The following is a 17,469-nucleotide window of genomic DNA, read 5'->3' as shown; positions in this document are numbered from 1 at the left end:
GCCTTCAGGCTTAAATAATAATTATTCTCAACATGAAAACACTGCTTCACTACTGGCCCATGCTGCTGTCCGGTACAGCGCTGGCCGCCGGCGATCCTGCCGGCATAGACACCTCCGGCACCACCCCGCCCAAGGCGCGCGAGACCATAGTGGTCAAGGGTCAGCGGGTCGAACAGAAACTGTCCGACATCTCGGGCTCCATCACCGTCATCACCGAAGAGGATCTGGAGCGCCAGATAGCCACCGAGCTCACCGACGTGTTCAAGAACGAACCCGGCGTCTCGGTGACCGGCTCGGCGGGTCGGCCGCAAAACATCAGCATCCGTGGCATCGGTGGCAACCGGGTGCTGATCATCAAGGACGGAGTCCGGGTCAGCGACGGCTTCGGGGCCGACGATCTCAACGACAAGGTGGGCCGTTTCAGCTTCGATCTCGATGACGTCAAGCAGATCGAGGTGGCCAAGGGGGCCGGCTCCGCCCTGCACGGCTCGGACGCCATCGGCGGCACCGTGGTCATCACCACCAAGCAGCCGGAAGATTACCTGCAGGGGCAGGATGCCTACCTCAGCAGCAAGGTGCTGCACGATGGCAGCAGCGACAAGCAGAAACTGAGCGCCACCGGCGCCGCCCGCTGGGGCGAGAGCGCCCACCTGCTGCGTCTCTCCGGCTGGCAAGGGCACGAGACCGCCAACTACGACCAGAGCCGCATCCCGGCAGATCTCGATGGCCTGAGCGCCTCCACCAGCTCCAGCCTGACCCTCAACGAACAGCATCTGCTGCGCCTCGAGCTCGACTACTTCGAAGACAACGCCAAGCGGGATCAGGGACCGCGCGAAATTCCCCAGCCCGACGGCAAGTGGCAGGTGCGCCAGTATCGCGAGAACGGCACCCAGCGCTCCCAGGGCGGCAAGCTGAGCTGGGAGGCGCAGGATCTCGGCCACCCGCTGGCCGACCGCTTTACCTGGAACCTGCACGGCAACTACGCCAAGAACACCGCCAACAAGCGCAGCCTGCTGCAAAATGACGAGCTGAGCGGCTACCCCCGCTATCGCAGCGAGCGGGAGCTGGCCACCTTCACCGAACAGCTGATCGGCAGCGAGCTGGATATCCGCCGTGATCTGGTCACCGGCGCCATCGCGCACAAGCTGAGCTACGGCATCGAGCTGGCGCGCACCCGGCATGAGCGACCGGTGGAGAAGCTGATGCTGGAAGCCGGCATTCCCCAGCCCACCCAGTCCGCCCCCTTCAGCAGCGCCCGCACCGATCGGGCCGGCATCTGGCTGGGAGACGTGGCGACCCTGGGTCAGTGGCAGTTCACCCCAACCCTGCGCATGGATCAGCAGTGGCTGAGCCCGCAGGATGGCCGGGGCGAGAGCAACCACAGCTGGCATATCTCGCCGAGCCTGGCCACCAGCTACCGCTTCAACGAGCAGTGGCGCAGCTGGCTGAGCTACGCCAACGGTTTCAGCGCCCCCTCCTACGACAAGGTGTACGGCAACATCCCCCACTACTTTGCCCTGCCGCCGTTCGAGATCATCGCCAACCCGAACCTCAAGGAGGAGACCAGCCACAGCTTCGAGTGGGGGGTGAGCGGCGAAGGGGATGAGTGGAGCATCAAGCCGGCCCTCTTTTACAACCGCTACTACAACTTCGTCGACTGGCGTCAAGTGGGCTTTCGCCTGAGCGACGGGGTCATGCTGCGTCAATACCGCAACGTCGCCAAGTCCGAAACCTGGGGCGCCGAGATCGCCGCCAGCTACTGGCTGACCCAGCAGTGGGAGCTGGCCACCAAGCTGGGCTGGGTCGACGGCAAGACCAGTCAGGGCGAATCGCCGCGCAACCTCACGCCGCTCGAGGGCAACACCCGCCTCAGCTATCAGGCCAACGACTGGAGCCTGGGGCTGCAGGCCGACTACGCCGCCGCCATGAGCCGGGTGCCCACCTGTGGCAACAGCCTGACCCAGCAGCAGGGCGAGTGCCTGAAAACCGCCGGCTGGCTCAGCTTCGCCCTGACCGCCGACTGGCAGATCACCGACGCCCTCAAGGCCAACCTCAAGCTCGACAACCTGCTCGACACCCGCTACACCCGCTATCAGGACGTCGCCGGGCTGGAAGCGGGCACGGATGCGGGCCTCTACACCCAGACGGGCCGCTCCCTGAGCGCCAGCCTGCGCTACACCTTCGTGGGGCTCTGATGCACGCACTCCTGATGCTGGCCAGCCTGCTGGCCAATCCGGCGCCGGCCCAGCCTGTCGCCCTTGCACCTGCCGATACCCAGAGCCAGGCTGTCGCCACCTCGACGCCGCTCGTGGTCCCGCTTATCCCTCACCGCCCGCTGCCGATGCCGGGGGAGCGGGCCCGGCTCGATCCCTATGGCGGCTGGCGCGACGACAGCCGCCAGGATCCCGCCCTGCTGGCCCTGCTGGGCGAGCAGAACCGCTGGACCGAGCAGCAGCTCGCCGCGCAGCGGTCGCTGGAACAGACGCTGCAGACCGAGTGGCAGGCGCAAGCACGCGGCGAGCCCATGCCGCAAGAGTGGCTACGCGAGGCGGGCAGCCAGTGGCGGATGGAAGCCGACGGCAGCCTGTGGCAGCGAGACGGCGAGCAGGCTGAGCCCCGCCAACGGCTGGCGCCCCGCCAGCCGGCCAGCGGCTACTACGAGCTCGCCAGCTGGGCCCTGCACCCGAACGGGCGCTGGCTGGCCCTGGCCGAAGATCGGCAGGGCGATCGGGATTACCGCATCACCCTGCTCGACCTGGCCGACGGCAAGCCCCTGGCCATCCTGACCCACCGGGCCAGCGATCTGCTCTGGAGCCTGGACGGCAAGACTCTCTACACCATCGCCAACGAACCTCGCACCCTGCGCCCCTGGCAGCTGTGGGCCTGGCAGGATGGCAAGGAGCAGCAGATCCACCAGGAGGCGGACCCTGCCTGGCTGCTGAGCCTCTATCGCACCACGGATCGACGCCACCTGCTGCTGCAGAGCAACAACCACGACAGCTCGGAGCAGTACCTGCTGGACGAGGGCACACCGGCTCTGTTCAAGGCCCGTCAGGCTGGCCTTGAGTACTACCTGGACACCCAGGGGGAGCGGGTGCTGCTCAAGAGCAACCGGGACGGTGCCCTCGGCCTCTATCAGGTGGCCGACCTGAGCCAGGTGGCCAAGGGAGAGTGGCAGCCACTCTGGTCTGGCGAGCAGAGGAGTCTCGAGAAGTGGCGCCTGTTTGCCGACTACACGGTGCTGCAGTATCGCCATCACGGGGATGACTGGCTCGACGTGCTGGATGGCCGCGGCCGGCTCAACCATCGCCTGCTGCTGACCGAGGGGGCCGGCACGGCCTGGATCCAGGGCGCCCACGACCCCGCCAGCGGGCAGATCCTGATCCGCCGCCAGGGCATGGCCGAGCCGCCGCACCAGCGCCTGCTCGATCTCGCCAGCGGCCGCTGGCTGCCGGACGCCCAGGCCGCCCTCCCCTCCCCCTACCAGAGCGAGCGCCGCTGGGTAGTGGGTAAGGATGGCGTCAAGGTGCCGGTCTCCCTGGTGTGGCGCAAGGATATTCACACTCCCAAGGCGCTGCTGCTCTACGGCTACGGTGCCTACGGCACCCCCATGCGCCCCTACTACCAGCCGCAGGTGCTGAGCCTGCTGGATCGCGGCTTCGTCTACGCCATCGCCCACGTGCGTGGCGGCGGCATGCTGGGGGATGAGTGGTATCTGGCGGGGCGCGGTCGCCACAAGCAGCACAGCGTGGACGACTTCCTGGCCGTGGCCGAGGCGCTGGCCCGGGATCCTGCCATCGACCCCGCCCGGCTGTTCGCCATGGGCGGCAGCGCCGGCGGCCTGCTGGTGGCGGCGGCCCTCAACCAGGCACCGACCCGCTTCGCCGGGGCCGTGCTGCAGGTGCCCTTCGTCGATCTCATCGGCACCATGAGCGATCCCGAACTGCCGCTCACCCGTCAGGAGTACGCCGAGTGGGGCAACCCGGCCATTGCCGCCGATTACGCCGCCATGCGCCGTCTGAGCCCTTACGACAACCTGCATGCGGCCCCCTATCCCCCCGTCTATGTGACGGCTGGCTTGCACGACAGTCAGGTGCCCTACTGGGAGCCGCTCAAGTGGATAGCCCGCCTGCGGGAACACAGCACGGGAGCGGGCCCCTATCTGCTCAGCACAGCCCTCGACGGCGGCCACCGCACCAGCCCCGGCAACGCGCGCCAGCAGGCGGCCCGCGAGTACGCCTTCCTGCTCACCCTGGCGGGCGCCCGCCGGTGATCCCTTTTCTCATTTTTGTGTTGGAGTAAACCATGAAACCCTCTTCCCTGGCCCTCTGGCTGGCGGCAACCCTGCTCTCCCAGCCGCTGCTGGCGGCCGAGCTGCAGTTTGTCGATGAACAACCGCTGACCACCACACCCAAGCAGTGGCTCGAACAGCGCCTTGGCGTGAGCCTGGCCCCCGACTACGAGCGGGCCAGTCTGCTCGGCCATCACTACAGCTTCCGCCAGCTGGTCAACGGCCTGCCGGTGGCCACCATCCAGGCCGCCGTCAGCGTCGATCAAACAGGCAAGCCCTGGCGCATCTATCACAACAGCCGGCCGCTGCAGAGCAGCGAACCCGGCTGTGACGCCGCTGGCACTCTGGATCCCTTGCTGGAGCAGCTGCGCGATGGCGGCAGCGACATCGACACCCTTGGTCCGGTTGAAGCCTGGTACTGGCGCGACGGAGACACCCTGGTGCCGGCCCTGCGCCAACGGGTGCGCGAGCATCAGGCGGGCAACGCCAAGGCCAGCTATGTGCAGCTCTTCGCCAGCTGTGACGGCAGCCGCGAGCTCGGTCGCTGGATGGATGCGGCCAGCACCCAGGTCAGCCGCGTCGCCGACGCCGGCGACACCCAGCTGGAGGCTCGGGTATTCGATCCGGATCCCCGTACCCAGCTGCGCGATGCCAGCCTGGTCTGGCACGAAGCCCTGCAACTGGCGGACGCCGCCTATCAGGACAAGGTGCCGCTGCCGGTCACCCTGGCGGGTGGACGCTATCTGCTGAGCGGCCCCCACGCCCGGGTGGTGGATGCCATGGAACCGAACACCGCCCCCTTCAGCGCCGACAACCCGCAGGCGTTTCGCCTCACCCGCGATGATCGCGGCTTTGCCGACATCAACGCCTACTACCACCTGGATCTGGCCCAGCGCCACCTCAAGCGCCTCGGCTTTGTCGATCTCATCCCGGGGGCGCTCGACATCGATACCGAGGCCGGCTATCAGGACAACTCCCTCTACGATCCGTTCGAGCGCCGGCTGGAGCTGGGTCGCAGCGGTGTGCCCGATGCCGAGGATCCCATGGTGATCTGGCACGAGTTCGGCCACGCGGTGCAGCATCACATAGTGCCGGATCTCGGGGACGAGGCAGACTGGGGTGCCATCGGCGAGGGCTTCAGCGACTACCTGGCCGCCAGCCACCGCCAGCACAGCGAAGCCGGCCGCCAGTTCGAGCCCGCCATGGTGTTCAACTGGGATGCCCGCTTCACCGACCGCACCCCGCGCCAGCTGGACGATCTGCGCGCCCGCTACCACCCGGATTACAACTACCCGGCCCACCGCACCATCAACGGCAGCAATGGCGACCAGCTGTGGGGCACCCCGCTGTTCCAGGCGCTGCTGGCCGCGGTCGCCGAGCAGGGCGAAGGGGCGCGGGACGAGTTTGATCGCCTGATCATCGAGTCCCACTTCGGTCTCGGCCCAGCCATCCGCATGCCGCAACTGGCCCGCATCACGGTGGATACCGCCGCCCGCCTCTACCCGGCGCGCCCCTATGCCAGGCTGCTGGAGCAGGCGTTTCGCCAGCACGGCCTGTTGCAGGCACCGGTCAATGTGGGCCTGAGTGATGGCAGCGTCATCGAGCTGGGGCAGCGCCAGTCGGTGCAGCTGACCCTCACCAACCAGGGCAAGGCGCCGGTGACCCTCAATGAGCTGGCCCTCACCCTGCCAACCGGGTTGCAGGCCGATCCTTACAGCTGGCAACCGGCGACCCTCGCGGCGGGTGCCAGCATGACCACCACCCTGCGCCTGCTGGCCCAGAGCCCGCTCGCCTGTGGCGACGAGGTGGCGCTGCCGGTCAGTCTGACCATGAGTGGCACCAGCCCGACCGAGCGCCAGTGGCAGCAGTCGCTGACCCTGCCCATCGGCGCCCCCATCGTCAGCCGTGCCAGCGGCCAGCCGCTGACCTTGAGCGATGCCATGAGCGACGAAGTGCGTGGTCTCAGTGAAACCAGCCTGCTGATAGAGAGCAGCGAGGCCAGGGTGAGCGATCGGCTGCAGCTGAACCTGGATCTGCAACACCCGGCGCTCGATGAGCTGGAGATCTGGCTCAACTCCCCCTCCGGCACCCGCATCCAGATCTGGAACAAGGGCTACAGCCCGTTGCCGCGCCTCAAGGGGGTGTTCCCCACCGAGCTGCTGCCCCTGCAGCCCTTCAGCGCGCTGGAAGGGGAGCCGCTGGCCGGCCGCTGGACCCTGGAGATAGTGGACAGCAAGCCCGGCAATCGGGGCCGCATCAACGGCTGGAGCATCAGCCAGCGCACCGGCGCCCAGTGCAGCAAGCCGATCACTCCGCCCGATGACGGCATCATCCACTTTCAGGTGGACGACGGCAGCGGCGGCGGGGCAGCCAACCTGCTCTGGTTGCTGCCGCTGACGCTCTGGCGCCGCCTGCGCCAGCGCACCTGAATCCACCCCATCCATATATAAGAAGAGGGGGCCAAGGCCCCCTTGCCCAAGGACAAGAGATGACACCACATTACTCCCGCCTGGCCTGCCTGCTGGCCCCCCTGCTCACCGCCTGTGGCGGTGGCGGCTCGGACGAGGCGCCGCTGGCGGCTCCCGACTACAGCCTGACCGTGACCCTGCCCGAAGCCGGCACCCTGTGCGTCAACCTCAATCAGAATGCATCTTGTGATGCGGGCGAGCCCAGTGTCAGCGGCGCGGCCGGTACTCACCGGTTGAGCGGCAGCGCCCCGGCACTGTTGACCAGTACCTTGCTGTTCTTGCCGAGCAACCCGGCCGCCCCCGTGCTGCTGCACCCCGCCGCCCGGCTCGATGACCAGCACCTCACCCCCAGCCCGCTCACCACCCTGCTGCAATACCGCATCGCCGAGGGGCAGCCCCCGAGACAAGCCCTCGACCAGCTGCTGAGTGCGCTGGCGCCACTGCAACCGGGCCAGGAGCTGGCCGCCCTGGCGCAGCTGGCCGACTTCAACCTGGCGCTGGGTCAGTTGCTGCAGGCGCTCGTCGAGACCGATCTACAGGCGCAGGAGGGCTTCTCGACCGCCACCCTGCATATGCTGGTGTGGCCTGCCATCGGCAGCCTGCTGTCCGAGCTGGCCAACCACTTTGCCCTGCACGGCGAGCTGGCCAGCCAGCAGGAACGCGTCAGCGCCCGGCTGCTGCAACAGCACTCCCATCCACTGATCACCGGCAGTGGCGTCACCACCTACACGGACGGGGTCGACTACCTGCTCACCCAGGAGCCCGCCGATCACCCGGGGCAGGAGGCCAGCCTCAACAAGGCGCCGCTGCACTATCGCAAGCTGGATGGCAAGGGCCAGCCCCTGCCGGATGACGCCCCCGTCTGGGAGTGCGTGGAGGATCTCAATACCGGCCTGGTCTGGGAGAAGAAGCTCGATGATCCCGCCAGCCCGCGCGATCTGCATCGCACCTTCGCCTGGGAGCTTGGCGACTATCACCCCACCCAGGAGGAACGTGACTACGCCTGCCCGGATGGCGAAGCCATCTGCACCACGGAGCAGTACCGCCAGTGGCTCAACGCCCAGCAGCTGTGCGGCATCACTCACTGGCGCATGCCCCACTCGCGCGAGCTGATGAGCCTGCAGCACTATGGCTCCCTCGCCCGCCAGGACGGCCAGCCGGTGAGCATGGACGTGCGTTACTTCCCCGATGTCGGCACTACCAACAAGGATTTCAGCGGCTACTACTGGAGCCAGACCCTGACCCCTTCGCGCCGGCTGGAGAGCGCCCCCATCAGCGCCATCGCCCACATCTTCCTTGGCGATGACGCCGGCACCGATTACGCCACCACAGTTCAAAACAGCGATGATGCCAACGGTCTGCAACTGCGACTGGTGGCGGAGGTAACCCGATGAACCGCTTGATGTTGACCCTGCTGCTGACCCTGGGCAGCCCCCTCGCCCTGGCCACCGCCATCTGTGATGACAACATGCCCAGAACCAGCCCCACCGCCCGCTTCATCGACCGCGGCAACGGCACCGTCACGGATCGCTCCACCGGCCTGACCTGGATGCGCTGCCAGCTCGGCCAGACCTGGCGCAACCAGAGCTGCAGCGGCGAGCCGACCCGGCTTTACTGGCAGCAGGCCCTGCTGACCGCCGAGCGGATCCGCACCGAGCCGAGCCATGCCCTCTACAACTTCGGCGGGCACGGCGGCTGGCGGCTGCCCACCATCAAGGAGCTGGCCAGCGTGCTGGAGTCCGCCTGCTACAAGCCGGCGCTCAACGAAACCATCTTCCCCCGCGCCATGGCCGGCGAAGGAAAAGAGGTGAACGACGGCTATGTCTATCTCTGGTCCTCGACCCCGGTACCGGCCAGCAAGGGGGTCGCCTATCTGGATATCACCAGCGGCGCCGTCGGCATGCGGGCCCCCGGCGCCTGGGCCAAGCAGGTGTTGCTGGTGCGCTGATGAAGCCGGGTGGCCAGGGGATCCCGATGAACACAGGATCCCGGCTGGCCACCCGCGTTTGTCACCCGGCCTGTTGTTCAGCCGAACTTCCGTCCTGTCAGAAAATAGCCAGAACACGTCATTGTGTGCCGGATCTGCGTCATTTTACGCAGTTTTTACGTAGCAGATCGCTGGCATGAAACGGGCAGAGCGGTTAGTCTAGCGGCGTTGAACCAACCCCATGAGGTACAGATGAAAACCGTATTGCGTTTTAGCCTGCTGGGCGCCTTGTTGCTGGGCGGCCATGCCTTCGCCGCCGAACCGAAAAAATTTGATATCAGCATGTTCCCGGCCGCCGAAGTGAACCAGGAACGTGTGGTGATCCGCCTGCCGGAAGTCGAGAACGAAGCCGACATGATGGTCGAGCTGCAGGTCGGCAAGAAAATGATGGTCGATTGCAATGTGCCGCGCTTTGCCGGCAACCTGGAACAGCACAGCGTCAAAGGCTGGGGCTACAACTACCTGATGCTCGGCAAGGTGTCCGATCCCATCAGCACCCTGATGGCCTGCCCGGATGGCCAGAAGAAAGAGACCTTCGTCCAGATCTACGGTCAGGGCTTCTTCGTGAACTACAACTCCAAGCTGCCGTTCGTGCTCTACGTACCGCAGGAGTATGAAGTGCGCTACCGTCTGTGGCGTGCCGACACCCTGGCTCAGCCAGCCATGATAGAGTGAGTCTCCATCGAGACCAAACCTCCCGCTTTGGTTCATGAATACAACAAAATAGAGCGCCGAATGGCGCTTTGTTTTTAGCCAAATGTCGTCCGACCAGAGCCTCCAACCTTTACAGAACCTGACATAACTCCGCTTTTTTTCTCACTTTTTTGCCCTTCCCCCCGGCTCAGGCCCACTGGATCATGGCTAAACCGCTTTCGATTAAAGATATTTATCCATATAGTGAAAAAATTGATTTTGCACTCTGCGACGGCCTGATGATACTTGCCCGCAAAGGTCAAACTAACCAGAAAAAGAGCACTATGAGCTTCGAATCAGACAAGCGTTTCAACGACTTCAAACATTTTCCCCGTGGCCTGCGTCGCAGTGGCGAATTCACTGTGGCCGAAGCGGACAGTCTGGAAAAATACGGCACCGCCATGCTCGCGCTCTATCAGGGCAACCTTGCCCCGCGCGATGACGTAGAAAGCGCCTTTATCGAACAGGTCAAATCCGGCGCCGCCGGCAGCAACCCCCACGCCAAGGTGTGGTTCAAGTATCTGAAGGTGATCGGTCCCAAGCGTGTGCACCGGCTGTGCACCGTCACTGGCGGTGCCAACGAGGAGACCGGCGGTGGCGGTTTTGAAGGTGGCAGTGGTGGTGGCAGCGACGAGTCCATCGATTAATGGATACCGAACTGCTTCGGACGTTTATCGAGGTCAGCAAGACCCGGCACTTCGGCCGGGCAGCTGAAAATCTCTACCTGACCCAGTCGGCGGTAAGCTTTCGGATCCGCCAGCTCGAACAGCAACTCGGGGTCAGTCTGTTTGCCCGCCATCGCAACAACATCCGCCTGACCGCCTCCGGTGAGCGTCTGCTGCCCTACGCAGACGCCATCTTGCATACTCTGGGCCGCGCCAAGCAGGACGTGGCCCTCTCCCCCGGTTTCAGCCAGCAGCTCGCCATCGGCGCCCCCGCGGTGTTCTGGGAGCTCGACTTCAACGACTGGCTCAACCATGTCTATGCCCTGGCCCCCGGTCTGGCGGTGCGGCTCGAGACCGCCTCCCGCGAGCACCTGTGCCGCCAGTTGCTGGAGCGCTCCCTCGATCTCGCCCTGCTCTCCGAGCCGACCAAGATCGACGAGATTGCCCTGCACCCTATCGGCGAGCTGGTGTTCGAGCTGGTGAGCCGGGATGCCGCTGCCAACGCCGACAGCCTGATGCAGATGCCGCACATTCATCTGGATTGGGGAACCAGTTTCGAACCCCAGCCCAGCCGGCTGCAGAGCCTGCAAAAGACCCCGGTGCTGCACTCGAGCTCCGCCAACATGGCGCTGCAGTTCGTGCTGGCCAACGGCGGCGCCGCCTATCTGCCAAGGCGCATGGTGAGCCCCTTCCTCGAGCAGGGGCGCTTGCATCTGGTGGAAGGCGCCCAGGCCTTGAGCCGTCCGCTCTACCTCGCCTATCTGGAAAAATCCGATCGGCGGGAGCTGATCGATCAGTTGCTGACCCTGCCGCTGGGCTGGGATGGCGCCGATCTGCGCTTGCCGCAGCCAGAATAAAAACGCCGCAGCACGTAAGCGGGAGTGCAAATGCAAAAGGGGCCGACGGGCCCCTTTTGCATTTAGTCATCGTCAGCCGTGATGGCGACGATCGTTGGCCTGGGCCAGCAGGGTGCGGCTTTCGCGCAGGAACTCGTCTGCCCGCTCGCCGAAGAAGCCGGAGACCTGGCTGAAGGCCTCGATGAAACCCTCCCGGTCCCCCCGCTCCAGCAGGCCCAGCGCCTCGCCGAAGTTCTGGTAGTAGCGGCGGATCATCGCCAGGTTCTGCGGCGACGACAGTATGATGTCGGCGTAGAGGTGGGGATCCTGAGCGAACAGCCGTCCCACCATGGCCAGCTCCAGCCGGTAGATGGGGGAGCTCAACGCGAGCAGGCGATCGATGTTGGCCTGCTCGCGGGAGAGGTGCCAGCCGTAGGCAAAGGTGGCGAAGTGGCGCAGCGCCTGGATAAAAGTCATCGCCTCGTCGTGGGCCTTGGCCTCCACCTGCTGCAGGCGGGCCCCCCAGATGGTCATCTGCTCCAGCAGCCACTGGCTGGCGGCGCCGTCGCGCCCCTGACAGCAGACGATCACCTGCTTGGCGAGGCTCGCCACATCCGGTCCGAACATGGGGTGCAGCCCCAGCACCGGCCCCTGGTGTACCGCCAGCATATGGGCAAGCGGTTCACTCTTGACGCTAGTCACGTCCACCAGCAGGCAGTCCACTGGCAGGTTGCCGAGCCGATCGATCACCTCGCAGGTCACGTCGATGGGCACCGCCACCATCACCAGCCCGGCCCCGTGCAGGATCTCGTCGGCGCGCGGCCAGTCGGCCTGACCCAGGGTCTCGACCCGGTAGCCCGAGAGGCTGAACAGGTTGCCAAACAGGCGGCCAAGTTGCCCCTCACCACCGATGATAACCACCTTGCCGAGCTCAGGCTTCATGCACTTGAAGTGGTGCTCCTTGTCGCTGGCGGATTCCAGAATATAGGATTCGCGCATCACCCGGCGCAGCACATCCTCGATAAGGTCCCCCGGCACCCCCAGTGCCTCGGCCTCGGCGCGGCGGCGGGCCAGCATGCTCGCCTCTCGATCCGGTGCATAGATGGGCAGGCCGTGCCGGCTCTTCACTTCCCCCACTTCCCCTACCAGGGCGAGACGGGCAGCCAGCAGATCAATCAGCTGCTTGTCCACCGCATCGATTTTGTCCCTGAGGGCATTCAACTCTTCAGCCATATCCGGTCCCTGCGGCGCCGCCCGCAGCGACGCCCTGTGATTCAAGAGGCAACAAGGTGTCACCGCCTCGGCCGGTGACACCTCGCTTGTTCAATCAGTGCTGACAAGATACCACGGCTTATGCCTTGGTTCTGGCCAAAAGTGGTGCCGACAGCTGGCTGTGGCAGCGGGCCAGCAGCGCATCCGTGGTCTCCCAGTCGATGCAGGCATCGGTGATGGAGACACCGTAGCGCATCTCGCACTTGGGCTGCTCGCTGGACTGATTGCCTTCGAACAGGTTGGATTCGAGCATCACCCCGATGATGGAGCTGTTGCCCTCCTGGATCTGGTGGATCACGTTATCCGCCACCTTGGGCTGCAGGCGGTGATCCTTGCTGGAGTTGCCGTGGCTGCAATCCACCACCAGACCGGGCAGCAGGCCCGCCTTTTCCAGCGCCTCTTCCGCCAGCGACACATTGACCGAGTCGTAGTTCGGGTGCTTGCCGCCACGCAGGATCACATGACCATCCGGGTTGCCCTGGGTCTGCAGCAGCGCGACCTGACCCTGCTGGTTGATCCCCATGAAGGCGTGGGGGCTGGAGGCCGCCTGCAGCGCATTGATGGCGGTGCCCAGGTTGCCGTCGGTGCCGTTCTTGAAGCCGACCGGCATGGAGAGGCCGGAGGCCATCTCCCTGTGGGTCTGGGACTCGGTGGTGCGGGCACCGATGGCCGACCAGGAGAAGAGCTCCGCCAGGTATTGCGGGCTGATGGGGTCGAGCGCTTCGGTGGCCAGCGGCAACTCCAGCTCGGCCAGCCAGCAGAGCAGCTCGCGGGCGCGGTGCAGCCCCAGCTCCACGTCGAAGGTGCCGTCCAGGTTCGGATCGTTGATAAAGCCCTTCCAGCCGACCGTGGTGCGCGGCTTCTCAAAGTAGACCCGCATGACAATGTAGAGAGAGTCCTGATAGGCGTCATGCAGCGCTTTGAGTCTGGTTGCGTACTCTTTGGCGGCGTCCATGTCGTGGATCGAGCAGGGACCACAGATCACCAGCAAGCGGTGATCGCGACGGTGGATGATGTCGGCGATGGTATTGCGGGCCCCTTGCACGAATGCCAGCGCGCGATCGGAGATGGGCAGTTTCTCCTTGAGCTGGGCAGGCGTGATCATCACTTGTTCGGACTGGATATGGATGTTGTTCAGGGGATCTCTTTGCATGTTCTCATTCTCTCTACTGTTTCAAGCCAATTGCGCCGACCGTTCATTTTTGTTTACACAAGTCAGCACTTTGTTACGCAACCGCCCTCACCTTACCAATTAAAAACAAACAATCAAGTGAAACCAGTGGGTTTATTCGCTAACAGATGGATAAATGACCACAAAAGAGACCCTTTCGGCCAGAAAGTAGCGATCCGCGCATGCTCTACACACCAAAATCGTAAACATATAATTACACCCCTTCTATTTTCTCTTGCCAACAAGCATAAAAAAGCGGGGCACCTGGCCCCGCTTGCATTCCCGTGTTGCTCTTCTTTTATTATTTGCCGTGAGCCTTGATCACCTCGACCGCCTTGTCCGGGAAGTCGCTGAATACCCCGTCCACATCGGCCTGATAGAGGAAGATGTTGAGCAGGTCGGTGAAGTCTTTCGCATAGGCCGGGATCTGGCCCTCATCCTGACGGAAGGTATAAGGATGCACTTTGAGGCCAGCCGCGTGGGCCTCTTTCACCATGCCGGTGAAGGTCGGTTTGCCCAAGGTACCCGGCTCCGGCACTATCATCGGCTTCCAGGGGCCGATCCCCTCGGCATAGCCGGCGATCTCCTTCATGGCGCCCGGCTTGAACATCCAGTCATAGCTGTAGGGGGTCGCCTTGCCCTTGGCGTCATAGACAATGGTCTCGTTCCAGTCGGTCTCGGCCATCAGCTGCACCAGCTTCAAGTCCATCCCCATGGCGGGCATCAGCTCGCTGTTGATGCGCTTGAGCTCGTTGGTATCGAAACACTGCAGATAGACCTTGTCGTTCTTGCTGGTGTAACCGTACTCCTTCAGTACCTTGAGCACCGCCTTGGAGATGTCCTTGCCCTCGTGGCGGAACAGCCAGGGGGCTTTTATCTCCGGGTAGATACCGATGTTCTTGCCGGTGCTCTTGTTGAGCCCCTGGATCATCTCGATCTCTTCCTGGAAGGTATGGATCTTGAAGCTCGACTTCCACAGCGGGAAACGGGCCGGATAGACCGGCACCTGCTTGCCGTCCACCAGCTGGAACGGCTCGGTCATGCGCAGGGAACGCACCTCGTCCAGGGTGAAATCCACCACATAGTAGCGACCATCCGGGCGGGCCCGGCCAGGGAAGCGCTCGGCCACATCGGTGATGCCATCGAGGAAGTGATCGTGCATCACCACCAGCTGGTCATCCTTGGTCATCACCAGATCCTGCTCCAGATAGTCGGCCCCCATGCCATAGGCCAATGCCTTGGACTCCAGGGTGTGCTCGGGCAGGTAGCCGGAGGCCCCCCGGTGAGCGATCACTATCTTGCCTTCATCGGCCGCCAGGGCGGGCAATGCCAGGGCGGCCCCCAGACCAAGGGCAAGCAGGGAGAGAGTGTGTTTTTTCATGCGCGGTGCTCTTTGTTATTGTTTATGGGATGTAGGTTATTGTTATAACAGAGGTTTATTGCATTTTTACGGCGAGCGACCAGGGCCGCCCGCCAGGGGTGATCAGCAGGCTTCGGGCAGGGCGTGGTGGTGTTCGCTGAGCCAGGCAGCCAGTTGCTGCTGCTCGGCTTCGGACAGACGCAGCCCCAGCTTGCTGCGGCGCCACAGAATGTCTTCCAGGCTGCAGGCCCACTCCCGCTCGATAAGGTAGCGCACTTCAGATTCGTATAGTCCGGCCCCAAAGTGCTGGCCACGATCCTGATGCAGCCAGAGACGGGCATGGGCGCCATAGGCCTCGGCAATGCGCAGGGCACTGCGATCATCGAGCCAGTCAAATTCCAGCGCAAAGGCGCGTGCCAGCTCGCGAACCGAGCAGTCGAACTCGCCACCAGGCAACCGGCTGTAGGCGGTCCAGTCATCCCCCATCTGGCTGAACCAGGGTTTGAGCTTGTTGCAGGCAGCCTGGGCCAGCTTGCGATAGGTGGTGAGCTTGCCGCCAAACACCGACAACAGCGGCGCACCGTCGGATTCACCGGACAGTTCGAGGGTGTAGTCACGGGTCACCGCCTGCGGCGAGTCGGACTCGTCATCGCACAGCGGACGCACCCCGGCATAGGTCCAGATCACGTCTTTGGGGGCGATCTGACGGGTGAAGTGGGCGTTGACCACCTTGCACAGGTAGTTGATCTCTGCGTCGCTGATCTTGGCTTCGCGCGGGCTGCCCTTGTGCTCCACGTCCGTGGTGCCGATCAGCGAGTAGTCCTGCTGATAAGGGATGACGAAGACGATGCGGTTGTCCTCGTTTTGCAGTATGTAGGCCTCTTCGCGCTCATGGATGCGCGGCACTATCATGTGGCTGCCCTTGATGAGGCGAATGCCGCGCGGGGATTTCTCGTGCAGGCTCTCGTCATAGAAGGTCTTGACCCAGGGGCCGGCCGCATTGACCAGGCCGCGGCAGGTGACGTTGAACTGCTCGCCCCCTTCCCGCTCCAGCGTCAGGGTCCAGTGTTTGGAGCCGCGCACCGCCTTGACGCAGCGGGTGCGGGTCTGCACGTCGGCGCCCTTGTCGCGGGCCATCATGGCGTTGAGCACCACCAGCCGGGCGTCGTCGACCCAGGCGTCCGAATACTCGAATCCCTTGCTGATGCCGGCGGTGAGGCCATCCTGCGGCAGGAAGCGCACGCCGCAGCTGCCCTTGAGCTTGTCGCGCTTGGCCAGGTTGTCATAGAGGAACAGGCCGGCGCGGATCATCCAGGCCGGGCGCAGGTGCGGGCGATGGGGCAGCCGAAAACGCATGGGACGGGCGATGTGGGGGGCCATGCCGAGCAGCACCTCCCGCTCCGCCAGCGCCTCTTTCACCAGCCGGAATTCGTAGTGTTCGAGGTAGCGCAGGCCGCCGTGGATCAGCTTGCTGGAGTTGGAAGAGGTGGCAGAGGCGAGATCGCGCGCCTCGAACAGGGCAACCTTCAGACCCCGCCCCGCTGCATCAGCCGCAATGCCAACCCCGTTGATGCCGCCGCCGACGACGACCAGATCATAATGTTCGCTCATGTTCACCTACTTTCTTATTTTGACCTTGCGAAACCGTCGCAATGTTTGATTTCGCTCATATTAGAGCATGAAAAAATGATAAACGAACATTTTATGAAGAAAATGTGATCGCGATTGTTTTGGCAATGCTAAAAATGCTGCCGGTCGGTGATAAAGCAGCGCCGCCTGGGGAAAACGGGGACGAGGCTGTGAGCGAGATCGCGCTTTTGGGGACGTCAGCACGGCATCGGCGGTGAAATGAGGATGGGCAGAAGTGCGGGGGGCTGAAAACGAAGCGGCCGCCCGATGGCGGCCTGGTGTTGGAACGGGTTAGCGGCGACTCAGCAGATGTGGCACTCGATCTGGTGCTGGGACATCAGCCGCATCAGCTTCTCCGGCGGCTCCTGATCGGTGAACAGGGCGTGGATCTGGCTGAGGTTGCCAAGGTTGACCATGGCGTTGCGGCCGAACTTGGTGTGGTCGGCGGCCAGGAACACCTGGCGGGAGTGGGCGATGATGGCCTGGGCAATCTTCACCTCGTGGTAGTCGAAGTCGAGCAATGAGCCGTCGCTGTCGATGCCCGAGATGCCGATGACGCCGTAGTCCATGCGAAACTGGCCGATGAAGTCGCGGGTCGCCTCCCCTACGATGCCGCCGTCCCGATTGCGAATTTCGCCGCCGGCGATGATGACGGTGAAGTCATCCTTGGCGGTGAGGATGCTGGCCACGTTGAGGTTGTTGGTGACGATGCGCAGCTCGCGGTGATCGAGCAGGGCGCGGGCAATGGCTTCGGTGGTGGTGCCGATGTCGATGAACAGCGACGAGCCGTCGGGAATATTGGCGGCCACTTCACGGGCGATACGCTCTTTCTCCTTGAGCTGCATCACCTTGCGGGCACTGTAGGCGGTGTTGACGGTACTCGAATGCAGGGAGGCCCCGCCATGGTGGCGCCGGATCTTGTTCTGCTCGGCGAGATCGTTGAGATCCCGGCGAATGGTCTGGGGGCTGACGTCAAAGTGGGTCACCAGATCCTCGGTCGAGACAAAGCCCTGCCGCGTCAGGACGTCCAGGATCTCCAGATGTCGTTGGGTTTGCTTCACGCTTGAACTCCGATGATGAGACGAAAAAAGGCCCCG

General features: G+C 64.0%; 13 protein-coding genes. 8 read left to right on the top strand and 5 right to left on the bottom strand.

Going from position 1 to position 17,469, the window contains the following annotated elements:
* The first annotated feature begins 32 nt into the window (after positions 1-32).
* The 8 genes from E5E97_RS13285 (at position 33) to hdfR (ending at position 10,961) form a co-directional block, all read left to right on the top strand.
* Positions 33-2,195: a TonB-dependent hemoglobin/transferrin/lactoferrin family receptor gene (locus E5E97_RS13285; protein ID WP_171280395.1), complete on the top strand. Its 2,163-nt coding sequence runs from the start codon at positions 33-35 to the stop codon at positions 2,193-2,195.
* A complete protein-coding gene (locus tag E5E97_RS13280; protein WP_171280394.1) occupies positions 2,195-4,273 on the top strand; it encodes a prolyl oligopeptidase family serine peptidase in 2,079 nt (692 codons plus the stop codon). The genes E5E97_RS13285 and E5E97_RS13280 overlap by 1 nt, the downstream gene beginning before the upstream one ends.
* A 32-nt stretch (positions 4,274-4,305) precedes the next feature.
* Complete coding sequence (locus E5E97_RS13275; RefSeq protein WP_171280393.1) at positions 4,306-6,720, top strand: proprotein convertase P-domain-containing protein; 2,415 nt, start codon at positions 4,306-4,308, stop codon at positions 6,718-6,720.
* Positions 6,721-6,779: 59 nt separating this feature from the next.
* Complete coding sequence (locus E5E97_RS13270; RefSeq protein ID WP_171280392.1) at positions 6,780-8,153, top strand: DUF1566 domain-containing protein; 1,374 nt, start codon at positions 6,780-6,782, stop codon at positions 8,151-8,153.
* Positions 8,150-8,707, top strand: a complete 558-nt coding sequence (locus E5E97_RS13265; protein WP_017409924.1) for a DUF1566 domain-containing protein — start codon at positions 8,150-8,152, stop codon at positions 8,705-8,707. Before E5E97_RS13270 ends, E5E97_RS13265 begins: the two co-directional genes overlap by 4 nt.
* Positions 8,708-8,938: 231 nt before the next feature.
* Complete coding sequence (eco, locus tag E5E97_RS13260) at positions 8,939-9,421, top strand: serine protease inhibitor ecotin (protein ID WP_005299572.1); 483 nt, start codon at positions 8,939-8,941, stop codon at positions 9,419-9,421.
* Between the two features lie 302 nt (positions 9,422-9,723).
* Positions 9,724-10,086, top strand: coding sequence for a DUF413 domain-containing protein (locus tag E5E97_RS13255; protein ID WP_171280391.1), 363 nt, complete (start codon positions 9,724-9,726; stop codon positions 10,084-10,086).
* Positions 10,086-10,961, top strand: coding sequence for an HTH-type transcriptional regulator HdfR (hdfR, locus tag E5E97_RS13250; protein WP_016350308.1), 876 nt, complete (start codon positions 10,086-10,088; stop codon positions 10,959-10,961). The genes E5E97_RS13255 and hdfR overlap by 1 nt, the downstream gene beginning before the upstream one ends.
* Positions 10,962-11,033: 72 nt before the next feature.
* On the opposite strand, the gene tyrA is transcribed toward hdfR, so the two are convergent.
* From tyrA to E5E97_RS13225, 5 genes are all read right to left on the bottom strand, one after another.
* Entirely contained in the window at positions 11,034-12,173 is a 1,140-nt protein-coding gene (gene tyrA, locus E5E97_RS13245) for a bifunctional chorismate mutase/prephenate dehydrogenase (RefSeq protein ID WP_171280390.1), read from the bottom strand.
* 118 nt (positions 12,174-12,291) lie between these two features.
* Complete coding sequence (locus tag E5E97_RS13240) at positions 12,292-13,365, bottom strand: 3-deoxy-7-phosphoheptulonate synthase (RefSeq protein WP_171280389.1); 1,074 nt, start codon at positions 13,363-13,365, stop codon at positions 12,292-12,294.
* A 319-nt stretch (positions 13,366-13,684) separates the two neighbouring features.
* Complete coding sequence (gene glpQ, locus E5E97_RS13235; protein ID WP_171280388.1) at positions 13,685-14,764, bottom strand: glycerophosphodiester phosphodiesterase; 1,080 nt, start codon at positions 14,762-14,764, stop codon at positions 13,685-13,687.
* A 102-nt stretch (positions 14,765-14,866) separates the two neighbouring features.
* Positions 14,867-16,354 carry a glycerol-3-phosphate dehydrogenase gene (gene glpD, locus E5E97_RS13230; protein WP_171280387.1) on the bottom strand — a complete coding sequence of 496 codons (1,488 nt, stop codon included), beginning with the start codon at positions 16,352-16,354 and terminating at the stop codon, positions 14,867-14,869.
* Between the two features lie 320 nt (positions 16,355-16,674).
* The gene (locus E5E97_RS13225) at positions 16,675-17,433 is read right to left on the bottom strand and encodes a DeoR/GlpR family transcriptional regulator (protein WP_011705542.1); all 759 of its coding nucleotides are present in this window, start codon (positions 17,431-17,433) and stop codon (positions 16,675-16,677) included.
* Positions 17,434-17,469 lie beyond the last annotated feature (36 nt).

Source organism: Aeromonas sp. 2692-1 (assembly GCF_013085505.1).
In the GTDB taxonomy this organism is placed as follows: Bacteria; Pseudomonadota; Gammaproteobacteria; order Enterobacterales; family Aeromonadaceae; genus Aeromonas; species Aeromonas hydrophila.
This window is presented reverse-complemented; position numbering and strand designations above follow the sequence as displayed.